We start from the raw sequence: 21,585 nt of genomic DNA, 5'->3' as shown, positions 1-21,585 counted from the left end.
CAAGATTAAGAAAAATCAATAGCTCAAAACCTCTAAAATCTTCTGCTTTACTTTTTCGGTTGATGGAATCATTGTTTCCTCTAAAGTTGAATTAAGTGGAATTGCGGGCATATTTTCTGAACCGATCAGCATTACGGGTGCATCCAACTGCTGAAAACATTCCTCTTGAATTTTTCCTTGAAGCCCTCTGCTGAAACCGTTTTCAGAAGGTTCCTCGGTTACAACAAGACATTTTCCGCATTTTTTTACACTTTTGAAAACCGTGTCATAATCCAAAGGATGCAGTGTTCGAAGGTCAACTACTTCAATTTTATCCTGCATTCCAAGTTCTTCCGAAGCGTTCATCGCCCAGTGTACGCCCATTCCGTAAGTGATTATGGAAAGTGTTTCTTCCTCTTCCTGCTTCCATATTTCCTGTAAGACCCAAGCTTTCCCGAAAGGCAAAATATAATCTGCATCGGGCATCAGCGAAGTTGCGCCTTTGGTTCCCTTCACTTTGCTCCAGTACAAACCTTTGTGTTCAAAAATTACAACTGGATTTGGGTCGTAATATGCAGCTTTCATCAAACCTTTTAAATCGGCTCCGTTGCTGGGGTATGCTATTTTCAACCCGCGAATATTTGTAACGACACTTTCGACGGAAGAGGAATGGTACGGACCGCCGCTGCCGTAAGCGCCAATGGGGACTCGAAGAATCATTGAAACGGGCCATTTTCCATTTGAAAGATAGCAGCTTCGGGACACTTCTGTAAAAAGTTGATTGAGTCCCGGCCAAATATAATCTGCAAACTGAACCTCAACAATTGGTTTCAATCCCACGGCGCTCATTCCAACTGTGGAACCGACGATAAATGCTTCTTGAATGGGCGTATTAAAAACACGGTTGTCGCCAAACTTCTGAGCTAGCGTCGCCGCTTCGCGAAAAACACCACCCAAACGGCCGCCAACGTCTTGCCCGTACAATAAACATTCGGGATGTTTAGCCATCAACTCCTCAATTGCGAAAAGCGCGCAATCTACCATCACAACTTTTTCGCCACCTTTTGGGGAACGTTCGCCTACTTCCTCGGTAATTGTTGTAGGGGCAAAATCGTGGGTAAATAAATCTCCCGGTTTTGGGTCTTCGGCTTTCAAAGCTTTTTCAAGTGATTTTTCGATTTCGGTTTTGATTTCGATTTCGATTTCTTGAAGCTCCTTTTCAGAAAAACCATTCTTCAAAAGCAGTTTTTTCAACTTTGGATAGGGATCGCGACTTCTGGCTTCATCAAGATCATCGCGATAAAACTCCATTCTGACTCCAGAAGTATGATGGTTCAAAAGCGGTACTTTGGCGTGCACCAAAAACGGTCTGCGTTCTTCCCTAATTTTTGAAATTACATCTTGAATTGTATTGTAACTTTCCTCAAAATCGGTTCCGTCTATTGAAACCGCTTCCAAACCGTGAAAACCTGCAGCGTATTCAAAAGCATTCTGCGCACGGGTTTCCGCCGCATTTGCTGAAATATCCCAACCATTATCCTGCACCAAATATAGAATTGGCAATTGCTTTAAAGCCGCCATTTGAAAGGCTTCGGCTACTTCGCCCTCGGTTACGGAAGCATCTCCTAAACTGCAAACTACAATTGGAGATTCAGAAGTTTCATTTTTAAATTCTGCCTTAAACGATTCTTTATACCAAAACCCCATTGCCACTCCCGTTGCGGGAATAGCCTGCATTCCCGTTGCGGAACTTTGGTGTGGAATTTTCGGTTTGTCATCATCCTTTAAACTAGGGTGTGAATAATAGGTTCTTCCCCCAGAAAATGGATCGTCTTTTTTCGCTAAAACCTGTAGCATCAGTTCATACGGATTCATCCCGATTGCCAGCAACATTGAGTCGTCACGATAATACGGAAAAGCATAATCCTGCGGTAAAAGCTGCATTCCCACAGCGGTTTGTATTACTTCATGCCCACGCGAAGTTGCGTGTACGTATTTTGAAACAATCTTGAAGTTTTCCTCATATATCTCGGTCATCGCCTTTGCAGTGACGAGGTTTTTGAAGGCCTTCTTTAATATATCTTTTGAAATATTCACTTTTTTATTCTTAACGAGGTCTCGACTGCGCTCGACCTGACATTATTAAATTTTTCTGTTAGTATCAAACTGTTCCATATAATCGGCAATTCTTCTAAGGAAAGATCCCGCCAAATAGCCATCTACAATTCTATGGTCAAAGGAAAGTGACAAATACATCATTTGCCGTATTTCAATTATATCACCTTCTTCTCGCTCCATCACTTCAGCTCGTTTTTTAATGATTCCGGTTGCGAGAATTGCGGCTTCGGGTTGGTTGATTATTGGCGTTCCCATCAAACTTCCAAAAGTACCCACATTGCTTATTGTAAAAGTACTGCCCTTTGTTTCGTCCGCTTTTAATTTGTTGTCGCGCGCTTTTCCGACGAGCTCGTTTGTGGTTTCGGCCAATTCTTTTAAGTTCTTTTTATCGGCATTTTTCACCACGGGAACAATCAAGTTTCCCGACGGAAGCGCGGTCGCCATCCCGATATTTATTTCATCTTTTACAATAATATTTTTTCCATCAAGCGTAGAATTTATCATTGGAAAATCTGTAATCGCTTTCGCAACACATTCAATAAATAGCGGAGTAAATGTGAGTTTTTCGTTGTATTTTTTCTGAAAAGCAACTTTAATATCATTGCGCCAATTTACCATTTCGGTCAAATCTGCCTCTACATAAGCCGTTACATGTGGCGAAGTGTGCTTGCTGAAAACCATATGGTCGGCTATCATTTGGCGCATACGGTCCATTTCCACGATCTTGCCTTTTCCTTTATCGAATTTCAAATCGGGAACCTGAAATCCCGAAACTTCTGGAATGGCTTGCGCAAACTGGAACGGACGCCCATTTTCAAGATAATTCGTAACATCGCTTTTACGCAGCCGACCCTCTTTTCCAGTTCCGGAAATTCTAGCCAATTCATCGTAACTGATATGATTTTTGCGAGCAATACTATCAACCAATGGCGAAATGAAAACGTTTTCGTTTACTTTAAAGGAAGCTGATTTTGAAATTTGTTTTTGTGCTTTCGGTTTTTCCGAAATTTCGGTTTTAGAAACCGTTTTTTCTGAAGTTTTACTCGTGGATTTTGGAGCTCCTTTCTCTTCAGAAAACTCCAAAATTGCGATTACTTCCCCCACGGGAACAACATCTTTTGCCTTAAATTTATGCTCAAGCATTTTTCCCGAAGCTGGTGCGGGAACTTCGTTATCCACTTTATCGGTTGCAACTTCCAGCAAAATATCCCCTTCCTCAAACGAGTCGCCTTCGTTTACCAACCAATTGATAATCGTTCCTTCGGATATGCTCTCGCCCATTTTGGGCATTTTAAATTCTGTTTTCGACATAGTTGTCTTTATTCTTTTTTCTCTTTTCTGAAATCTTCCAACGTTTTATAAAAATCTTCTTGTTTTGGACGATTTGCCGGAATTTCTCGAAGTGGCTCCACTTCTCTTAAACTTTCGTGGCAATCTGTTGGTAATTGCTGGTACAATCGGGTTCCGGCGGTTTTCCACGCAATAATTTCATCTGAAATATCTTTTATTGCTTTGGCGGGATTGCCGACAATCAATTTACGCTTCGGGAATTTTTCCTCGGCTTTTACAAAACTCATTGCGCCAACAATACATTCATCGCCAATTTCGGCATCGTCCATAATTACGCTGTTCATTCCTATCAAGCAATTTCGGCCCAAATTTGCACCGTGGATTATTGCTCCGTGGCCCACATGCGCACTTTCTTTCAAAACAATACTTTTCCCCGGAAACATATGCACCGTGCAGTTTTCCTGAACATTCACGCCATCTTCCAAAATAATCTCGCCCCAATCGCCGCGAATTGCCGCACCTGGACCGATGTAGCAGTTTTTTCCAATAATCACATTGCCAGTAACGGCCGCCAAAGGGTGGACGAAACTGGATTCGTGGATTACTGGGATATGGCCTTTAAAGGAATAAATCATTTAATATATTCTTTATATTCTCCTAAAACATCAGAATCAATTTCAACATTTAGATTTCCACCGTATAACCTATCACTTTTATCTTTTCTAGGCCCTGAAATCCAAAACTCATCGCCACTTTCAACATCAAAATAATTGGACTTAAACCCATTTCCCTTTAAGCTTTGGAATTTTCTTCCCTTATAATATAGAGTTCTTCCAGTTTTAGAAAAATAAACCCTACCAATTCTAGCATCACCTTCAAGTCCTTCAGATTTATTTTCTATATACATTATTCGTGACTTCGAAAGTCTAAATTCTTTTGGGAGTTCTTCGGAATGTTTCTGATTTAATGTCATTTCCTTAATTATTAAATCGTTTTAATGTTTCCTTCGTAAAATCACTTAGCACCAATCTCCCTGAAATCACTGCTCTTTCGGCCAAAAGTTCATCCCAATCCTCCGTGCCGCTCCAAAATACTTTTTTCATTTCTTTCATGGCTTCGGGATTGTAATTGCAAAGATTTTCTGCGAATTTTTGAACGGCTTCATCCAATTCTTCCAAAGTATCAAAAACCTGATTGTACAAACCTTTTTGACGCGCCCATGCGGCTTCGTAGAATGAATTTGCATCAATGGCTATTTGGCTCATTGCGCTTAAACCTAATTTTCTCTCAACTGCGGGACCCACTACAAAGGGGCCGATTCCCACATTTAATTCACTTAACTTAATTGCTGCAAATTTTGTAGCCATACAAAAATCGGTAGCCGAAGCAACGCCCACACCACCACCAACGGTTTTCCCTTGGATTCTACCAATTATAAACTTTGGGCATTTCCGCATCGCGTTGATAACGTTTGCAAATCCGCTGAAAAAAACCTTTCCCGTTTCTGGGTCGTTTATGTTTATCAATTCGTTAAAACTCGCACCCGCACAGAATGTTCTATCGCCGCCGCTTTTCAGAATAATTACTTTCACCTCATCGTTATTTCCAGCTTCGGTGATTGTATTTGCAAGTTTTGCCAACAAATCTCCCGGAAGGCTATTGTGTGCCGGATGGAAGAACTCTATTGTTGCAATTCCTTTTTCGGTTGTTATGTTTACGTATGGTTTTTCCAAAATATTTTAAATTTAAATTAGTCCGAATTGCTCGAAATGGTGGTTTAAATGCTTCCGCTCCAACAAATACCATTCGTACCGATTCATTTCACCAAAAACCAAATTGTTCAATTTGGCTTCAGGATTTTCTTTGAAATATTTTTTATATGCTTCCCTTTCCTCTAAAAATTTCTCCTTAGCCGTTGCTAAATCGGAATGTTTCAATGTATCCAAAGTATCTTTTTCCAATTGTGGGAAATTTGTATTTCGAGGAAATTTGTCATAGTTATAAAGGCTCGCATGGACTTTTTCCAAAATCTTTTCGGGTGTGGCAACCTCAAAATCCTGAACTTTTCCCGAAGCTATCTTATAGGTGTACTCCAAATGTTCCAACATATGTTGGGGTGTCATGATGCCCCATTTTGGCTTGGTATCTTCGGTTAGTTTGTTCAAGCATTCCTCGATTTTTTCATCGGTCATTTCAACAAAAGTTTCCTGTTTCTTTTGAACCATGGTGAGAATTGTTGCAACGGCTACCAATTCATCTTCGGTATCAAAAACCTCGACAAACCATTTTACAATTCCGCTAGGATGTTCTGCGGAAGCGACATCTCTATCTACCTTTTGTTTGCAGGTTAATCGTACGTAAATGGTGTCATTATGATATAATGGACGTAGAAAACGACAATCCTCCAAACCGTAATTTGCAGCTACTGGACCTTTATTTGGATAAACGAAAAGCCCGGCCGCTGCGGAAATTATAAAGTAGCCGTGGGCGGTACGCTTTTCGAAAATACTTCCGTCGAGCGAAGTAATATCGGTATGCGCGTAAAAATGATCCCAGGTAAGATTGGCAAAGTTGATAATATCTGTATCTGTAAGCGTACGGTTATTTGTTTTTAGAGACATTCCGGGTTCTATGTCTTCCCAATGATACTTAAAAGGATGTTGTTCCGCCTCTTTATATTTTGCATTCGCTTGATAAATTCCTGTGATTTCCGTTAAAGTTGTCGGTGAACCTTGAATGGCTGTTCGCTGCATATAATGTTTAATACCACGCACACCGCCCATTTCCTCGCCTCCGCCGGCGCGGCCCGGACCTCCATGGACCAAACTTGGTAAAGGTGAACCGTGACCTGTACTTTCTTTGGCGCTTTCACGGTTTAGAACTAAAATCCTTCCGTGGTGGGAAGCTGCATTTATTACGTATTCTTTGGCAATTTTATCATCGTTTGTCGCGATTGAAGAAACCAAGGAACCTTTCCCCATTTGTACCAACGTGATAGCTTCGTCTAAATTTTTATAAGGCATGATTGTACTCACTGGACCGAAAGCTTCGGTTTCGTGAACGGATAAATTTTTAAACGGATTGTCTTCGCGAAGTAAAATTGGAGCCAAGAAAGCACCTTTTTTAGCATCAGCGCCAATCACGTCTATTTTATCCAAATTACCGTAAACAATACTTGCGGTTTTCGATAATTCTTGAACGCGTTCCCGCACCTCCTGTACTTGATCCAAACTCACCAAAGAGCCCATTCGGACTTCCTTTAAACGCGGATCGCCAATGGTTACTTTTGAAAGGGCATTTCCAAGTGCAATTTGCACATCTTCAACTAAATTTTCTGGAACAATCACCCGACGGATGGCAGTACATTTTTGTCCGCACTTCACTGTCATTTCATTTCGCACTTCTTTGATAAAAAGATCGAATTCAGGCGTTCCCGGAGCGGCATCTTCTCCCAAAACAGAGGCGTTCAAACTATCTGCTTCCATCGTAAATGGCACCGCTTCCTCTATAATTCTTTTATGCGCTTTCAGCATTCTTCCTGTAGTTGCAGACCCGGTGAATGTAACCACATCCTGCGATTCCACGCTATCGAGAATAGTTCGTGCCGAACCTGTAATAAGCTGTAAAGCCCCTTCAGGTAATATTTTTGAAGCGATAATTTCACGAACTACGGCTTCAGTTAAAAAAGAAGTGTTTGTGGCTGGTTTAACAACGGCAGGAACACCAGCCATCCAATTGACAGCACATTTTTCAAGCATACCCCAAACCGGGAAATTGAAAGCGTTTATATGAATTGCCACCCCGCGCTTCGGCACCATAATGTGATGTGCCATAAAACGGCCACCGCGCGACAAATCGATGGGTTCGCCTTCAACGTGATAGGATTGGTTTGGGAATAATTTTCTGAGGGAAGCATTGGCAAAAAGATTTCCGAAACCACCTTCAATATCAATCCAGCTATCCACTTTTGTTGCGCCCGTTCGGTAGCTGATTTCATAAAAATCGGCTTTCTTTTTAACCAAATGCAGGGCCAGCGATTTTAACATATTTCCGCGTTCCTGAAAGGTCATCTTTCTAAGTACTTCGCCTCCTTTGGTTCTTCCGTATTGCAGGATTTCAGCAAAATCTAGTCCTTCTGTATCTGAAAGGGCAATGATTTCACCAGTAATGGCGTCGTGCATTGGCACGCCTTCGCCATTTCCTTCAAGCCATTGTCCCGTGACGTAATTATGTAATTTTTTCATTTTTAAATTTTTTAGCAATCCGCAATGAAGCGGAAAACAATTTTTTAAACTCGCTCAATGACAGCCGCATATCCTTGGCCAACGCCCACACACATGGTGATTAAAGCGTATTTTTTATTTTGAAGTTGAAGTTCCAAAGCTGCGGAATAAGCAATTCGCGTCCCGGTAACCCCGAGCGGATGACCAATGGCAATAGAACCGCCGTTTGGATTGATGCGTGGGTCGTCATCTTTCAATCCCCATTCACGGATGCACGCCAATGCTTGCGAGGCAAAAGCTTCGTTTAATTCAATCACGTCCATATCTTCCATTTTCAAACATGCTTTTTCCAAAGCTTTATTTGAAGCCGCAACGGGACCGATACCCATAATTCGTGGCTCTACTCCAACTACTGCTGAACTTACTATTCTGGCAATTGGTTTTAAATTGTATTTTTTCACGGCATCTTCCGAAGCGATAATAGTTGCCGCAGCACCATCATTCAATCCTGAAGAATTTCCGGCAGTTACGCTACCATCTTTTTTAAAGGCGGGACGTAGTTTTGCCAAAACTTCTTTTGTAGTTTCGGGGCGAATAAATTCATCTTCTTTAAAAATTATTGGATCTTTTTTGCGCTGCGGAATTTCAACCGGAACGATTTCTTTTGAAAGCCTTCCATTTTGTTGGGCTTTTGCAGCTTTCATTTGAGAGTTATATGCAAAAGCATCTTGGTCTTCACGATTAATTTTATGTTTTTCAACTAAATTTTCGGCAGTGTTTCCCATCCCATCAGTGCCGTACATTTCAGCCATTTTGGGGTTTACGAAACGCCAACCAAAACTGGAATCGTACATTTTGGCATCTGTCCCAAAAGCAGAGGATGGTTTTGCAATTACGTATGGGCCACGCGTCATATTTTCTACTCCGCCGGAAATAAATAAATCGCCGTCGCCCGCTTTTATCGCCCGGTTTGCATGGATGATTGCTGAAAGTCCGCTGCTGCAAAGTCGGTTTACGGTTTCCCCTGGCACCGTAACTGGCAATCCCGCTAAAAGAGATGCCATTCGTGCCACATTCCGATTGTCTTCCCCAGCTTGATTTGCGCAGCCCAAGATTACATCATCGTACGCTTCTTTGGGGATGTTTATGTTTCTTTTTACTATTTCAGCAATTACCAATGCCGCCAAATCATCAGTTCTTATAGTGCTTAACGTGCCTTGGTAGCTGCCAATTGGTGTTCGTATTCCGTCAATTATATATGCGTCTTTCATTCTAAGTTTTATTCTAATTTAAAATTTCCGAAAAGGTATCGCCTTGCTTTATATCACCAGTTTTATAGCCTTTCATAAACCATTTCATACGTTGTTCTGAGCTTCCGTGAGTAAAACTATCGGGCACCACATCGCCTTGGGTTCTCTTTTGAATAGCGTCATCACCCACCGCGTTGGCTGCGCTCAAAGCCTCCTCAATATCACCTTCTTCCAAATATTCTTGGTTGTAATGTGCCCAAAGCCCCGCGTAAAAATCGGCCTGCAGTTCCAAAGCGACCGATAATCTGTTGGCTTCACTTCTGTTTTGGCGTTGCAATTGGGTTACTTTTTGCGATGTTCCCAGCAACGTCTGCACGTGATGCCCTATCTCGTGGGCGGTAACGTAGGCTATGGCGAAATCTCCGCCCTTAGCGCCAAAACGGGTTTTCAATTCGTCAAAAAATGCCAAGTCCATATATACTTTTTGATCGGCAGGGCAGTAAAACGGGCCTGAAGCTGAGCTTGCATTTCCACAGGCAGTACTTACAGCATCTGTAAATAAAACCATTGTGGGTTCTTTATAATCGCCAATATTATTTTGGGTAAAAATCTGGTTCCAAACATCTTCTGTATCGGCCAAAACGGTAGCCATAAAGTTGCCCATTTCTTTTTCCTGGGCGGTTAGCTCTCTTTGTTCCGTTTGCTGGACAGTCTGGCTGTTTCCTAATTGTTCAACGATAGGGGCAAGTTGTTGCCCGGTTTCGCCACCGAAAAAATTTAGAGCAAGGACGATTATTGTTACTACAATTCCGCCACCTGCGGCCAGTTTGCCTTTGCTCATTCCCCGTCGGTCGTCCAGATTACCGCTTTTTCTTCTACCTTGCCATTTCATAATTTCTATGTGTTAGTTAATTGATTTTGAAGTTGAAATTATTCCCAGTCTTTACTGGTTCGATACACTACGCCTTTGAAAAGAGCTACTAGCTCATCGCCACGCTTTACTTCAACAATATTGAACCCCAATTTATTCCCTACTTTTTCAATCACAGATTCTGCTGTTAAATAATCGCCCTCGTTCAACGCCTCAATGTGATTAATTGAAGTTTCAATAGAAACCGCATATTTTCCGTGGGTATTCGCTGCAAATCCGAATGCGGTATCGGCCAAACTATAACTTATCCCGCCGTGGGCTTTGTTCATACTGTTTAGCATTTCCTTTCGTACTGTCATCGCCACCTTGCATCTACCTTTTTCAACTTCCAATATTTCGATGCCGAGCCATTGGCTGAAAGCATCCAGGGAGAGCATCTTTGCAGGTATGAGGTGTTGTGGTATGAGGTGTGAGGAGGGCATAGCGACTATTTTTTTATTCTTTTTGAAATTGTATTCCTTAGACTTGTAATCATTTTGGAAAGCTCGGTAATATTTTTTCGCACTTCTTCATCTTCTTCAAAATTAATATAATTACGCAATCTTGCTTTTGCACTGCAGGCCACGCATTCTTCCGCACTGTGCCAAGAATTTCCCAAATAATTATAAAACTGTCTATCCGTACCTGATGACCCTTCCGCAATATTCAGTGCAATAGAATCTGAAGCTCTTTTGAATTGGGATGTTAATTCAAATCGTTCATCCCTTGGAAATTTCTTGACCAAGGAATTTACAATTTCCCCAAAAGCAATCGCTTTTTGGTAAACCTGTAATTCCTCAAATCTAAAATGATATTCCGATTTCATAAATCTAATTCTTTTTTGGAGCCTCATACCTCATACCCCAAACCTCAAACCTCCTTTGTTCATCCGTCTTAACAACGGCGAACAACGATACCTGTCCTCGTGATATTCATCGTAAAGTTCGTCCATTTTTTTTACACACCAATCCATTCCCTTTTCATCGGCCCAAGCTAATAAGCCTTTCGGATAGTTCACACCTTTGGTCATTGCGTTGTTGATATCTTCTGCGGAAGCGATGTTCCAAAACAGGGCGTCTGCGGCTTCGTTTATTAGCATTATTAATATTCTTTCAAATATTTCTGTTGAAGAAACTGTTCCCTCAGAATGCGTTCTCGACTGCGCCCGAACTGACATTTTTCCATCGTCTGAATAATTATAATACCCCTTTCCGCTCTTTCTTCCCAAATAACCAGCTTCGGCAAAACGCTTTTGGGTGAAAGAAGGTTTGTAGCGCGGATCGTAATAGAAGGCTTCAAAAACCGTTTCGGTGACGGTATAATTTACGTCGTTTCCAATAAAATCCATAAGCTCGAAAGGGCCCATTCTGAAACCGCCGATTTCCTTCATTGCGGTGTCAATTTCAGCAAATGATGCAATTCCCTCCTCATAAATGCGAAGTGCTTCGCCGTAAAATGGACGGGCTACGCGGTTCACAATAAAGCCGGGAGTATCTTTTGCAACGGCAACAATTTTTCCCCAATCGGTAATTGTCTTTACTGAAATTTTTAAGGTTTCTTCGGAAGTTTGGACGGCTGGGATAACCTCAACCAATTTCATTAAAGGTGCTGGATTGAAAAAGTGAATACCGATGCAGCGCTCTGGTTTCTGAAGGGATGAAGCGATTGATGCTATCGATAAAGAAGAAGTATTTGAGGCAATGATGCAATCGTCGCTCACAAATTTTTCGAGGGTCGAAAACACATTCTTTTTAATGTCGAGATTTTCAACTATCGCTTCAATGGTCAAATCTGAATCTTTCAGTTCTTTTAGAGAATTGACATATTTTATATTGTTTTGGATGCGCTGTTTTTCTTCGGAATTGATTTTGCCCTTTTCAACCAAATGGTCCATTATTTTTTCGAGATCGGCTTTGGCTTTTTCCAAAGCTTCCGTTTTGGTATCGTACAATTTTACTGAGCAACCTGCCGTGGCGGCTACTTGTGCTATGCCGCTTCCCATCGTTCCTCCGCCAATTATTCCAACTTTTTTGATCATTTTATTTATTTCATATATAAAACCCCTCGTCCTGATAACTATCGGGAGCGCTCAGGGTGACAATTTACTTTCCTTTAAAATTCGGTTTCCGTTTGTTTACAAACGCATCAACACCTTCTGCATAATCTTCGCTTTGGGCCGATTCTATTTGAAGTTTGCTTTCCAGATTGAGTTGTTCTTCCAACGAATTCTGCATCGATTTGTTCAACAATCGCTTTGTAAGTCCCAATGCTTTGGTTGGCATGTTTGCCAAAATGGAGGCTATATTATTCACCTCTTCCATAAAATTTTCTGAAGGAACGGTTTTATAAACCATTCCCAGTTTTTCGGCTTCCATTGCAGAAACTTTATCGCCCAACATCATTAAAGCCGAAGCTTTTTGGAACCCAATCAACCGCGGTAAGAAGAAAGTCCCGGCGCTATCGGGCACCAACCCGATTTTACTGAAAGACTGAATAAAACTGGCATTTTCCGAAGCGACGACCACATCGCAGGCCAAGGCAATATTGGCGCCTGCACCTGCGGCAACTCCATTGATTGCGCCGATGATTGGCTTTTCAATATTTCGAATTCGGGATATAATAGGATTGTAGTGTTCCTCAAGAATTTTTTTGAAACCGGGGTTCAATTCCGGCGAAGTGACTTCCTTTAAATCCTGACCGGCACAGAAAGCCTTTCCGCTTCCGGTGAGTACGATTGCGCGAACTTTTGGATTTTTTTCGCAGGCATCCAATTCGTTTTGAAGCAATAGCGCCATTTCGCGATTGAAACTATTGAAAACCTCGGGACGGTTTAGGGTTAGGGTTGCTACTTTGTTTTCTATTTGGGTGGTTATGCTTTTCATTTTTATTTTAAACATTTAAAGTAATCAAACGGTTCCTGGCAATCATCACATTTAAACAAAGCTTTACAGGCCGTGGAACCAAATTGACTAACAAGATGGGTATTTGTGCTTCCACACTGCGGACATTTGACCATCTTTTTTTCACCGAGCAAAACGTCTTTGTCATGCGATTCCGAAAGCGGACGGGCAATGCCGTATTCCTCCATTTTTTGGAGTCCTTCTTCTGAAATCCAATCCGTTGACCAGGCTGGGGAAAGAACCAATTCAACTTCTACATTTTTTCCTATTTCTGAAAAGGCTTTTTTTAAATCATCTGCAATCACATCCATTGCCGGGCAACCGGAATATGTGGGTGTAAGTTTAATTTGAACAATTCCATCCTTTTCAACCGCTTCACGAATTACACCCAAATCCAAAACAGAAAGCACAGGAATCTCCGGGTCTGAAATATTTTTCAGAACTGGAATTAAATGATCTTGTATGTTTGGTTTTTCTGTAAGTATCATCATTATTGAAGATCATCGATTTTTGATTGCAGATTTTGAAGTTTTATTACTTCTAAATCAGAAATCGCTAACTTTTTTACCATTGCATATTAGGATATGTGCGTTGCATATATTGCAAATCTGCCAAAATATAACCCATATGCTCTGTGTGAATCCCCTCTTTTCCGCCTTTTGTGAAATATTTATTTTCCGGAACAGTAAGCGTGGCTTGTTTTAAAACTTCGGAAACCTCTTCGTAATATTTTTCTTTGAAAGTTGAAACATCAATGCCAATTCCTTCTTTTGCCATTTCTTTTTCAGCTTCGGTCATAAAGAAAAGTTCATCCGTAAATCGCCACAGATCGTCAATTGCTTCTTGCATTTTAGCTTTACTTTCCTCGGTGCCGTCGCCTAAACGTTTCACCCAATCGGAAGAAAATCGTTTGTGGTAACTCACTTCCTTAATTCCTTTTTTGGCGATTGCGGCCAAAGTTTCATCGGGACTATTTTGTAGCTTCTCCATCAACATAAAATGGTAAACATCGAAGAGAAACTGACGCCCGATAACATAGCCGAAATGTGTGTTTGGCTGTTCAACCAAGAGACAGTTTTTGTATTCCCTTTCAATTCTTAAGAAGGCAATATCATCTTCAGTTTTATCTTCTTCGGAAATCTTTGCGGCATATTGGTAATAGCTTCGGGTCTGGCCCAGCAAATCCAGAGCAATATTGGTTAGGGCAATATCCGTTTCCAAAGTTGGGCCGTGGCCGCAGAGCTCGCCCAAGCGCTGGGCTAGGATTAGGGAGTTGTCTGCTATTGTTAGGATGTAATTCCCGCGAAGGCGGGAATCTTTTGATGTTGCGTTCATATTTTAATTTATTTCCGAATCATATTTAAATGGTTTCTGACATTTAGATACCGACTATTTGTTATCGTGAAAATCAAGTTTCTGTTTTTAATTGATGGGATTCCGTCTGCGCGGGAATTACTCCCGAATGGGAAAACGGTTTGTTTTATAAATTAAATTTTCATTGTTCCAGTTTACACTTAAATCAAACTGTTTTTCCCGTTGGGAAGCTTTAAACCCCTCTTTGAATTCTTCATAATAAACCAGTTTATCGCAATTGTATTTTGCTGTGAAGGAATTTCGAAAAACCTTGTTTTTATGTTCTTCAACCCGAGCATCAATATTATCTGTAATGCCAATGTAAATGACACCTTTCGGTTTGTTGGACATAATATAGACATACCAATTTTTCATTTATTTAGAGAATCGGATTTCGGTTTCATATTGATGAGATTCCCGCCTTCGCGGAAATCTTTTGATGTTGCGTTCATATTTTATATTTTCCGAATCAAATTAGCTGGATATCTATTATACCATTTTTTCTTTTACATAAAACCGAATTTCTGCTTTCAAATGATGAGATTCCCGCCTTCGCGGGAATTTTACATATGCTTCACCTCATCCGGCAAATCATAAAAAGTGGGGTGGCGATATACTTTGTCCTGCGCAGGCTCAAAAAGTTCGCCATTATCAGCGGGATTGGAGGCTGTAATATGTTTGCTTTCCACCACCCAAATGCTCACGCCTTCGTTTCGGCGCGTGTAAACATCGCGGGCATTTTCCAATGCCATTTCTGCATCGGCGGCGTGGAGGCTACCAAAATGACGGTGCTCCAAGCCATTTTTACTGCGGACAAATATTTCCCAAAGGGGCCAGTTTTTCTTTTCAGACATGAGATATTGTATTTGAGATGTGAGATGTGAGATTTAGACGCCTTTCTCACGTCTCATATCTCACGTCTCACGTCTATTTAACTTGCTTTCGCTACTTTTCTATTTGCGTTCTTTTCCGCATAAGCCATTGCTGCATCGCGAACCCATTCGCCATTGTTCCATGCGTTCACCCGGGCGCTCATTCGTTCTTTGTTGCACGGACCGTGGCCTTTTACTACTTGCCAAAATTCATCCCAATCAATTTCGCCGAAATCATAATGTCCGGTTTCTTCATTAAATTTCAAATCTGGATCCGGAATTGTAAGTCCCAGCAAATCTGCCTGCGGTACAGTCTGGTCTATAAATTGCTGACGAAGCTCGTCGTTACTCTTACGTTTCAATTTCCATTTCATGGATTGCTCGGTGTGAACCGACTCCGCATCTGTTGGCCCCAACATCATCAAACTTGGCCACCACCATCGGTTTAGCGCATCTTGCGCCATGGGTTTTTGTTCTTCCGTACCGCGGCAAAGCGTTAGCATAATTTCAAAACCTTGACGCTGGTGAAAACTTTCTTCCTTGCAAACACGCACCATCGCTCTTGCATACGGTCCAAAAGACGTATTGCAAAGCGGTACCTGATTGATGATCGCTGCACCGTCAACCAACCAGCCAATGGCGCCCATATCGGCCCAAGTGATTGTTGGGTAGTTGAAAATGGAAGAATATTTCGCCTTTCCGGAATGCAATTGTTCGTATAATTCATCCCGCGAAATACCAAGGGTTTCACAAGCTGAATACAGATACAATCCGTGTCCAGCTTCATCCTGCACTTTTGCAAGTAATGCTGCTTTTCTTCGTAATGAAGGTGCACGGGTAATCCAGTTGCCTTCGGGAAGCATCCCAATAATTTCCGAATGGGCGTGCTGACTTATCTGCCGAATATGGGTCTGACGGTATTTCTCCGGCATCCAGTCTTTCGGCTCTATCTTTTCGTCGCGCGCAATGCGGGCTTCGAAAATTTCTTCTAGGTTTTTCACTTCTTTTTCACTCATAAAATATATTTTAAGACTAAGAGAACATCCCCCTAGCCCCCTTCAAAGGGGGAATTAAACATCAAAATCTACTTTAACTTTTTCGGAAGTTGGAACTGCTTGGCAACTCAATACAAAGTTTTGCGCAACTTCTTTTTCTTCCAAAGCGTAATTTATTTTCATCTCCACACTGCCTTCCAAAATTTGGCATTTGCAAGTGCTGCAAACCCCGCCTTTGCAAGCAAAGGGCAAATCGGCACCCGCGGCCAAAGCAGCATCGAGGATATTATCAAAATCTTTTGTCATTGTAAATTGGAATTCCTTTCCTGCATCCACAATGGTCACCTCAACACCTTCCACATTTTGTTGCGCCAAGCGTTCGGCACGTTTTTTATCTTCTTCGGTCAATCCGGTTACGAACAGTTCAAAATGAATCAATTCTTTCGGCAAACCTGCTTCCACCAAATAATTGCTCACGTAGCTCACCATTTCTTCGGGCCCACACAGGAACACTTCACTGGTATCTGGAATGTCGATAAAGGTTTTGGTCAAAACCCGCATCTTTTCATCGTCAAAACGTCCGTTGAAAAGTTCTATATCGCGGCGTTCTTTCGTAAGGATATAATAAATTTCCAATCTGCCAAAATACTGGTTCCGCAACTGTTCCAAAGCTTCCTTAAAGATAATGGATTTCGCCGTTCTATTCACATAAAACAGCTTGCAAGTTGCCTTTGGCTCCAACGCTAAATGTGTTTTGATCATTGAAAGCACGGGCGTAATACCGCTTCCAGCTGCAAAAAACAGATAGTTTTTGGCTTTTTTAGGTTGAATTTCCACGCCAAACATCCCGCTGGGTTCCATAATCTCCAGCGTATCGCCAGCCTGTAACCTTGAATTTACAAAGGTTGAAAACTTGCCGCCCGGAATGGTTTTTACCGCCACTTGCCATTGCTTATCAATAGGGCTGGAGCACAAGCTGTAGGAACGGCGTGTGTCTTCGCCTTCAATATCGGCTTTTAAAGTTAAATGCTGGCCTTGACGGAAGTGGAATTCTTCAGCCAAATTCTCGGGAACATCAAAGGTAATCACCGAACAGTCGTCTGTTTCTTTGTAAACGTCCCTTACTTTTATTTTATGAAATTTCGCCACTTTTTTTATCGAATTAAGTTAACAAAACTAACGTTTGTTAGTTAGAATTGCAAATTATTAACTTTGTCACGTCGAGCGCTGTCGAGACGTCCAAAAATTGTTCTGGACTGCGCTGGAAATGAAAAGTTTATACAATACCTTTTATCAAAACCGAAACCATATCTTTTTTTAAAATATTCACGTCCAATTTTCCCCTTTTTTGATTCCATAAATACAATGTTCGCAATGTGGAAAGTATTGAAAAAAGTATTACTTCGGGGTGATATCGCTTTATTTCTCCAGCGTCGATCCCTTGTTTTATTATGCTTCGGAAATTTTCTTCATAGTCTTCCCGCATTTTCACAAAAGCTTTTAAATCTTCATCTTCCAAATGCATCCAATCATTGTTCAACGCTGCAAGTGCTTCGGAATGATTTACCGTAATATCTATGTGAAGTTCAATTACCTTTTCAACCTTTTTTATTGCTGAACTATTTTCATCAACCACTTTTTCCATTCCAACCGTAAATTCCTCCGCAACTTTCAAAATGATTTCAGAAAGTATTTCCTGCTTTCCGCTAATGTGGTTATAAAGACTCGCAGCCTTTATGTCCAATGCCGTCGCAATATCACGCATGGAAACGGCTTTATATCCTTTTTCGTTAAAAAGATGTGCTGCTACCGATATTATTTCGTCTTTTCTGGAAAGTGTTTTCATTGATGTAATATAGGGATTATAAACATCTCTATTTTCGACAAAAGAAACAATTAATTGATATTCAGGTGCTTAAATAGGTTTTTAATGTTGACAAGTTTGTTTTAACGTTCATTTTAAACGAAGTAAATTTGTATCGAACGGTAATGAAGTTATCCGTTATGAAAAAAGAAACCGAGATATTGCAGTATCTCGGCTCTCTAATATTAACGCTTCATAAAATTAGACTCTATGGATACGTTGTATTTAATTTTGTTTCTAATTTATCTAATCCTTCGTGAACTGAACGGTTAGTATTTTAATTAGACCCATCTGCAGGAGCAGGTGGGTTTTTTGTCAATGACAAATGTAAAAAAATTACATCAATTTCACTATTATAGTGAAAAAAATCTAATATTCTATACTTTTGAACTATGGAAAGCAAGATTGAAACCAACGAATTGCTGGACCGGTTGCCGCCGCATTTGAAACAGTATATAAAATCGCAAAACTATGAGCAGTACACGCCCATAAACCAAGCGGTGTGGCGCTATGTAATGCGAAAAAATGTAGATTATCTGGCAAAGGTTGCCCATGAAAGTTATTTGGGGGGGCTCAAAAAAACTGGTATTTCCATAGATGAAATTCCTTCCATGTACGGGATGAACCGTATTTTAAAGGAAATTGGCTGGGCTGCCGTTGCCGTTGACGGATTTATTCCGCCGAATGCTTTTATGGAATTTCAAGCGTACAAAGTGCTGGTTATTGCGAGCGACATCCGCCAACTTGAAAATATAGAATACACGCCAGCGCCCGATATTATTCACGAAGGCGCAGGCCACGCTCCCATTATTGCAAGTCCCGATTACGCGGAATATCTGCGTCGTTTTGGGGAAGTGGGCGCCAAAGCAATTTCCAGCGCACGCGATATTGATATGTATGAAGCCGTTCGCGAGCTTTCTATTTTAAAGGAAGCCGAAGGGATTTCGAAGGAATTGATAAACGCCGCCGAAGCCCGTGTAGAGGAACTTCAAAATAAAAAAGTGAAACCTTCGGAAATTTCCCTGATTCGAAATCTGCATTGGTGGACCGTGGAATACGGAATGGTTGGTACGGTTGAAAATCCGAAGATTTACGGGGCCGGACTGCTTTCCTCCATTGGCGAAAGTGTTTGGTGTATGAAAGAGGAAGTGAAGAAAATCCCCTACTCCATTGAAGCGGCTTATCAAGATTTCGACATTACGAAACCACAGCCGCAACTTTATGTAACACCAGATTTTGCGTATTTACAAGAAGTTTTGGAAGAATTTGCAAACACCATGGCCGTTCGGAAAGGCGGTTGGCGAGGTTTAAAAAAACTCATAAAATCCAAACAGCTCGGGACTATTGAAATAAGCACGGGACTTCAAATTAGCGGCCATTTCTCGAGAATGATAAAAAATGAGGATAATGAGGTGGTGTATTTTGAAACTGAAGGTGAAACTGCACTTTCCTACCGTGAAAAAGAAGTAATTGGCCACGGGGTGAGCCGCCATAAAAATGGGTTCCGTTCGCCTTTGGGGAAATTGAAAGGAATCAATCTCGCTATAGAAAATATGGGGCCGCGCGATTTGCAGGCTTATAATTTTTACGACGGAAAACCGATTTCGTTTGAATTTGAAAGCGGAATAACCGTTGCAGGCCTGAACGTCACCGGAATACGAAACCTTCGCGGGGAATTGATGCTGATTCAGTTTACAGACTGTACCGTAAAATATAAAAATGAAGTGTTGTTTTCCCCCGAAATGGGCGATTTTGATATGGCCGTGGGTAAGGAAATTGTTTCAGCCTTTGCGGGAGCGGCCGATTATCATTCGTTTGATTTGGTAACGCACACTGCTACCCGCGAAACCATCCGACCCCAATTATCTGAAAAAGAAAAGGAATTAAATTCTCTTTACAAAGAGGTTCGGGAAATTCGTAATTCTGAAGAAATTGATACGACAAAACTTCAGCAAATCTTTAAAATTTTAGAAGAAAATCATCCAACCGATTGGCTGCTGCCACTGGAAATTTATGAATTGGTTGCACAATTTGATTCAGATTTTTCTGAACAAGTTTTAAAGCATCTTTTAAATTTGAAGCAACAGCGACCAAAAGTGTCACATTTGATTGAAGGAGGATTGGAACTTTTAGAAACAAAAACAAAAGAAATTATTAAATAAAAAGACCCTTCGACTGCGCTCAGGGTGGCAAAAAATATTATATGGGACTATTTGATTTTTTATTCGGAAATAAGACTAAGAAAATACAGGATTTTAAAAGCCGCGGCGCCATAATCGTGGATGTTCGCAGCAAAGGCGAATATGAAAGTGGGGCTATTCCGGGATCGAAAAATATTCCGCTCCAGAATATTTCTTCAAAAATAGGCGAAATAAAAAAATGGAATAAACCCGTAATTGCCTGTTGTGCAAGCGGCATGCGCAGTGCCAGCGCGGCAGGAATTTTAAAAAGCAACGGTATAGAGGCGATGAATGGCGGTGGCTGGTTTAGTTTGAGCAAGAAATTATAAGCCCACCCTGAACCTCCCGAAGGGAGGGATAAAATTTCTATATTTTTTAAAGTGTTGAATTTCAGTTTTTTGTAGCTTTATAATGACTAACAAAAATTTGAAATTATGTATCAATACAAAGCAAAAGTTATAGAGGTTTATGACGGAGATACCATTACCGCAATGGTAGATTTGGGGTTTTACCATTTTCAGCAAATGAAATTTCGTCTTTACGGAATAGACACTCCGGAAATTCGTGGAGAGGAACGGGAAAAAGGATTGGTGGTTCGCGATATTGTGCGGGCGATGATTCTGGATAAGGAAGTTACCATCAATTCGTACAAGGACAAACAGGAAAAATACGGTCGCTACCTTGCAAACATTATCATTGGCGATGTAGATTTGAACCAATGGCTGGTACAGAATGGCCACGCGAAAGAATACATGCTATAGTTTCAGCTTTTGCAGTTCCGCTTCATTTTCAACTACGGTAGAATTGTATTTCAGCGTCCACCCCATCGAGTTGGTGAGAATATAAATTTTCTGAAGTTCGGAAATCAGTCTGTTTTCAGCATTCGTGCGCAATTCTGAAGCTTCAATTTTCTTTTTGAGTGATTTTTCAACCCGGCTTTTTATTTTGTTGTAATCTGATGCGGTGAACTGGTTGAGATAATCTTGGGTAACATCATAATACTGTATGTTTGGGTTTATGGAAAGCTCCGGCTCGGGAATATTTGTAATGGTTACCGTCTTTGTAGTCTCATCAATATCAGTTTTCACTTCACTTAGATCATAGGCGATTGTTGCCTTTGCATTGATAACAATCAAGGCTTTCTTTCGCGCATCGAATAATCCGTACATTAAATCTTTGCTGTCGTTATATGTAAAAACCTGTGCATAACCACCTTCGGTAACAATCAATTTGCCCACGTTTTTCAATTCTTTTTGAATGAGGGCTGTATTCGCTTCAAGTATTTCACGGTTTTCCTTTTTGTTTTCACAATACCGCAGGCCGAAGACGATTACAAAGGCAATTACAATTCCGAGAAGGATGTTTCGCATAAAAAAGATTTAAGACCGCTGCGCTATAAGACTTAAGACATAAAATGCCTTGCTTTGCGGAAATTCGTATCAAAAATAAAGATTCTTTTACAATGATTGGAGGATTTTCAAAAAGACATATGGGTTATGTTTTAATTGGTGGCGTACGGATTTGATCTAAAAATTATTTTGATGGGAAGGTAAAAAGTAATATTGCAATATTACATTTTCTTACCATTATTACTGATATTACAGCCGTTTCTTCTAAATATAATTTTACTGAAAATAGGTGCGAATTGTTT

23 protein-coding genes are annotated in these 21,585 nt (G+C 40.9%); 3 read left to right on the top strand and 20 right to left on the bottom strand.

The features are described 5' to 3' along the window. Positions 1–15 precede the first annotated feature (15 nt). From MB09_RS01920 to MB09_RS01830, 19 genes are all read right to left on the bottom strand, one after another. Complete coding sequence (locus tag MB09_RS01920; RefSeq protein WP_407637640.1) at positions 16–2,016, bottom strand: alpha-ketoacid dehydrogenase subunit alpha/beta; 2,001 nt, start codon at positions 2,014–2,016, stop codon at positions 16–18. A gap of 105 nt (positions 2,017–2,121) precedes the next feature. Beyond that, a complete protein-coding gene (locus tag MB09_RS01915; RefSeq protein ID WP_045079154.1) occupies positions 2,122–3,408 on the bottom strand; it encodes a dihydrolipoamide acetyltransferase family protein in 1,287 nt (428 codons plus the stop codon). Between the two features lie 8 nt (positions 3,409–3,416). Beyond that, positions 3,417–4,022 (bottom strand): acyltransferase, encoded by a 606-nt coding sequence (locus tag MB09_RS01910; RefSeq protein WP_045079153.1) that lies wholly within the window; start codon positions 4,020–4,022, stop codon positions 3,417–3,419. Next, positions 4,019–4,360, bottom strand: coding sequence for a hypothetical protein (locus tag MB09_RS01905; protein WP_045079152.1), 342 nt, complete (start codon positions 4,358–4,360; stop codon positions 4,019–4,021). Before MB09_RS01905 ends, MB09_RS01910 begins: the two co-directional genes overlap by 4 nt. A 4-nt stretch (positions 4,361–4,364) precedes the next feature. After that, positions 4,365–5,120, bottom strand: a complete 756-nt coding sequence (locus tag MB09_RS01900) for an enoyl-CoA hydratase/isomerase family protein (protein ID WP_045079151.1) — start codon at positions 5,118–5,120, stop codon at positions 4,365–4,367. 12 nt (positions 5,121–5,132) lie between these two features. Continuing rightward, positions 5,133–7,631, bottom strand: coding sequence for a phenylacetic acid degradation bifunctional protein PaaZ (gene paaZ / locus MB09_RS01895; protein WP_045079150.1), 2,499 nt, complete (start codon positions 7,629–7,631; stop codon positions 5,133–5,135). Between the two features lie 44 nt (positions 7,632–7,675). After that, positions 7,676–8,881, bottom strand: a complete 1,206-nt coding sequence (pcaF, locus tag MB09_RS01890; protein WP_045079149.1) for a 3-oxoadipyl-CoA thiolase — start codon at positions 8,879–8,881, stop codon at positions 7,676–7,678. Positions 8,882–8,894: 13 nt separating this feature from the next. Then, a complete protein-coding gene (gene ypfJ, locus MB09_RS01885; protein WP_045079148.1) occupies positions 8,895–9,752 on the bottom strand; it encodes a KPN_02809 family neutral zinc metallopeptidase in 858 nt (285 codons plus the stop codon). Positions 9,753–9,790: 38 nt separating this feature from the next. Continuing rightward, positions 9,791–10,213, bottom strand: coding sequence for a PaaI family thioesterase (locus tag MB09_RS01880; protein ID WP_045079147.1), 423 nt, complete (start codon positions 10,211–10,213; stop codon positions 9,791–9,793). Between the two features lie 5 nt (positions 10,214–10,218). Beyond that, complete coding sequence (locus MB09_RS01875) at positions 10,219–10,596, bottom strand: four helix bundle protein (protein ID WP_045079345.1); 378 nt, start codon at positions 10,594–10,596, stop codon at positions 10,219–10,221. 30 nt (positions 10,597–10,626) lie between these two features. Then, the gene (locus tag MB09_RS01870; protein ID WP_045079146.1) at positions 10,627–11,808 is read right to left on the bottom strand and encodes a 3-hydroxyacyl-CoA dehydrogenase NAD-binding domain-containing protein; all 1,182 of its coding nucleotides are present in this window, start codon (positions 11,806–11,808) and stop codon (positions 10,627–10,629) included. A 64-nt stretch (positions 11,809–11,872) separates the two neighbouring features. Further along, positions 11,873–12,652 (bottom strand): enoyl-CoA hydratase-related protein, encoded by a 780-nt coding sequence (locus MB09_RS01865; protein ID WP_045079145.1) that lies wholly within the window; start codon positions 12,650–12,652, stop codon positions 11,873–11,875. A 2-nt stretch (positions 12,653–12,654) separates the two neighbouring features. Continuing rightward, positions 12,655–13,158, bottom strand: coding sequence for a 1,2-phenylacetyl-CoA epoxidase subunit PaaD (paaD, locus tag MB09_RS01860; RefSeq protein ID WP_205618083.1), 504 nt, complete (start codon positions 13,156–13,158; stop codon positions 12,655–12,657). Between the two features lie 76 nt (positions 13,159–13,234). Next, the gene (paaC, locus tag MB09_RS01855) at positions 13,235–14,005 is read right to left on the bottom strand and encodes a 1,2-phenylacetyl-CoA epoxidase subunit PaaC (protein WP_045079144.1); all 771 of its coding nucleotides are present in this window, start codon (positions 14,003–14,005) and stop codon (positions 13,235–13,237) included. A 117-nt stretch (positions 14,006–14,122) separates the two neighbouring features. Further along, the gene (locus tag MB09_RS01850) at positions 14,123–14,398 is read right to left on the bottom strand and encodes a GIY-YIG nuclease family protein (RefSeq protein WP_084709009.1); all 276 of its coding nucleotides are present in this window, start codon (positions 14,396–14,398) and stop codon (positions 14,123–14,125) included. A 188-nt stretch (positions 14,399–14,586) separates the two neighbouring features. After that, positions 14,587–14,877, bottom strand: coding sequence for a 1,2-phenylacetyl-CoA epoxidase subunit PaaB (paaB, locus tag MB09_RS01845; protein WP_045079143.1), 291 nt, complete (start codon positions 14,875–14,877; stop codon positions 14,587–14,589). Between the two features lie 77 nt (positions 14,878–14,954). Next, positions 14,955–15,911, bottom strand: a complete 957-nt coding sequence (paaA, locus tag MB09_RS01840; protein WP_045079142.1) for a 1,2-phenylacetyl-CoA epoxidase subunit PaaA — start codon at positions 15,909–15,911, stop codon at positions 14,955–14,957. A gap of 54 nt (positions 15,912–15,965) precedes the next feature. Then, positions 15,966–17,039, bottom strand: a complete 1,074-nt coding sequence (locus MB09_RS01835; RefSeq protein WP_045079141.1) for a 2Fe-2S iron-sulfur cluster-binding protein — start codon at positions 17,037–17,039, stop codon at positions 15,966–15,968. A gap of 127 nt (positions 17,040–17,166) precedes the next feature. After that, the gene (locus MB09_RS01830; protein WP_045079140.1) at positions 17,167–17,736 is read right to left on the bottom strand and encodes a TetR/AcrR family transcriptional regulator; all 570 of its coding nucleotides are present in this window, start codon (positions 17,734–17,736) and stop codon (positions 17,167–17,169) included. A gap of 410 nt (positions 17,737–18,146) precedes the next feature. Between MB09_RS01830 and MB09_RS01825 the strand changes: the two genes are divergently transcribed. From MB09_RS01825 to MB09_RS01815, 3 genes are all read left to right on the top strand, one after another. Next, positions 18,147–19,916, top strand: coding sequence for an aromatic amino acid hydroxylase (locus MB09_RS01825; RefSeq protein ID WP_045079139.1), 1,770 nt, complete (start codon positions 18,147–18,149; stop codon positions 19,914–19,916). Between the two features lie 41 nt (positions 19,917–19,957). Next, positions 19,958–20,263 (top strand): rhodanese-like domain-containing protein, encoded by a 306-nt coding sequence (locus MB09_RS01820; RefSeq protein WP_045079138.1) that lies wholly within the window; start codon positions 19,958–19,960, stop codon positions 20,261–20,263. Positions 20,264–20,368: 105 nt separating this feature from the next. Beyond that, on the top strand, positions 20,369–20,695 hold the full coding sequence (locus MB09_RS01815) for a thermonuclease family protein (protein WP_045079137.1): 327 nt from the start codon (positions 20,369–20,371) through the stop codon (positions 20,693–20,695). On the opposite strand, the gene MB09_RS01810 is transcribed toward MB09_RS01815, so the two are convergent. Then, positions 20,690–21,304: a DUF4230 domain-containing protein gene (locus tag MB09_RS01810; RefSeq protein WP_045079136.1), complete on the bottom strand. Its 615-nt coding sequence runs from the start codon at positions 21,302–21,304 to the stop codon at positions 20,690–20,692. The two genes, MB09_RS01815 and MB09_RS01810, sit on opposite strands and share 6 nt — an antisense overlap. Positions 21,305–21,585: the final 281 nt, after the last annotated feature.

The organism is Aequorivita vladivostokensis (genome assembly GCF_000952855.1).
Taxonomy (GTDB): Bacteria; Bacteroidota; Bacteroidia; order Flavobacteriales; family Flavobacteriaceae; genus Aequorivita; species Aequorivita vladivostokensis.
The sequence above is the reverse complement of the archived record's forward strand: the minus strand, read 5'-3'. Positions and strand labels throughout refer to the sequence as shown.

What these genes read in the sequence shown, in the direction of transcription:
- MB09_RS01880 (WP_045079147.1), bottom strand. Translation starts at nt 10,213, where the DNA reads ATGCCCTCCTCACACCTCATACCACAACACCTCATACCTGCAAAGATG.
- MB09_RS01870 (WP_045079146.1), bottom strand. Translation starts at nt 11,808, where the DNA reads ATGATCAAAAAAGTTGGAATAATTGGCGGAGGAACGATGGGAAGCGGC.
- pcaF (WP_045079149.1), bottom strand. Translation starts at nt 8,881, where the DNA reads ATGAAAGACGCATATATAATTGACGGAATACGAACACCAATTGGCAGC.
- MB09_RS01825 (WP_045079139.1), top strand. Translation starts at nt 18,147, where the DNA reads ATGGAAAGCAAGATTGAAACCAACGAATTGCTGGACCGGTTGCCGCCG.
- paaB (WP_045079143.1), bottom strand. Translation starts at nt 14,877, where the DNA reads ATGTCTGAAAAGAAAAACTGGCCCCTTTGGGAAATATTTGTCCGCAGT.
- MB09_RS01815 (WP_045079137.1), top strand. Translation starts at nt 20,369, where the DNA reads ATGTATCAATACAAAGCAAAAGTTATAGAGGTTTATGACGGAGATACC.
- paaC (WP_045079144.1), bottom strand. Translation starts at nt 14,005, where the DNA reads ATGAACGCAACATCAAAAGATTCCCGCCTTCGCGGGAATTACATCCTA.
- MB09_RS01865 (WP_045079145.1), bottom strand. Translation starts at nt 12,652, where the DNA reads ATGAAAAGCATAACCACCCAAATAGAAAACAAAGTAGCAACCCTAACC.
- MB09_RS01910 (WP_045079153.1), bottom strand. Translation starts at nt 4,022, where the DNA reads ATGATTTATTCCTTTAAAGGCCATATCCCAGTAATCCACGAATCCAGT.
- ypfJ (WP_045079148.1), bottom strand. Translation starts at nt 9,752, where the DNA reads ATGAAATGGCAAGGTAGAAGAAAAAGCGGTAATCTGGACGACCGACGG.
- MB09_RS01830 (WP_045079140.1), bottom strand. Translation starts at nt 17,736, where the DNA reads ATGAAAACACTTTCCAGAAAAGACGAAATAATATCGGTAGCAGCACAT.
- MB09_RS01875 (WP_045079345.1), bottom strand. Translation starts at nt 10,596, where the DNA reads ATGAAATCGGAATATCATTTTAGATTTGAGGAATTACAGGTTTACCAA.
- paaA (WP_045079142.1), bottom strand. Translation starts at nt 15,911, where the DNA reads ATGAGTGAAAAAGAAGTGAAAAACCTAGAAGAAATTTTCGAAGCCCGC.
- paaD (WP_205618083.1), bottom strand. Translation starts at nt 13,158, where the DNA reads ATGATACTTACAGAAAAACCAAACATACAAGATCATTTAATTCCAGTT.
- MB09_RS01915 (WP_045079154.1), bottom strand. Translation starts at nt 3,408, where the DNA reads ATGTCGAAAACAGAATTTAAAATGCCCAAAATGGGCGAGAGCATATCC.
- MB09_RS01820 (WP_045079138.1), top strand. Translation starts at nt 19,958, where the DNA reads ATGGGACTATTTGATTTTTTATTCGGAAATAAGACTAAGAAAATACAG.
- MB09_RS01905 (WP_045079152.1), bottom strand. Translation starts at nt 4,360, where the DNA reads ATGACATTAAATCAGAAACATTCCGAAGAACTCCCAAAAGAATTTAGA.
- MB09_RS01850 (WP_084709009.1), bottom strand. Translation starts at nt 14,398, where the DNA reads ATGAAAAATTGGTATGTCTATATTATGTCCAACAAACCGAAAGGTGTC.
- MB09_RS01920 (WP_407637640.1), bottom strand. Translation starts at nt 2,016, where the DNA reads ATGACCGAGATATATGAGGAAAACTTCAAGATTGTTTCAAAATACGTA.
- paaZ (WP_045079150.1), bottom strand. Translation starts at nt 7,631, where the DNA reads ATGAAAAAATTACATAATTACGTCACGGGACAATGGCTTGAAGGAAAT.
- MB09_RS01810 (WP_045079136.1), bottom strand. Translation starts at nt 21,304, where the DNA reads ATGCGAAACATCCTTCTCGGAATTGTAATTGCCTTTGTAATCGTCTTC.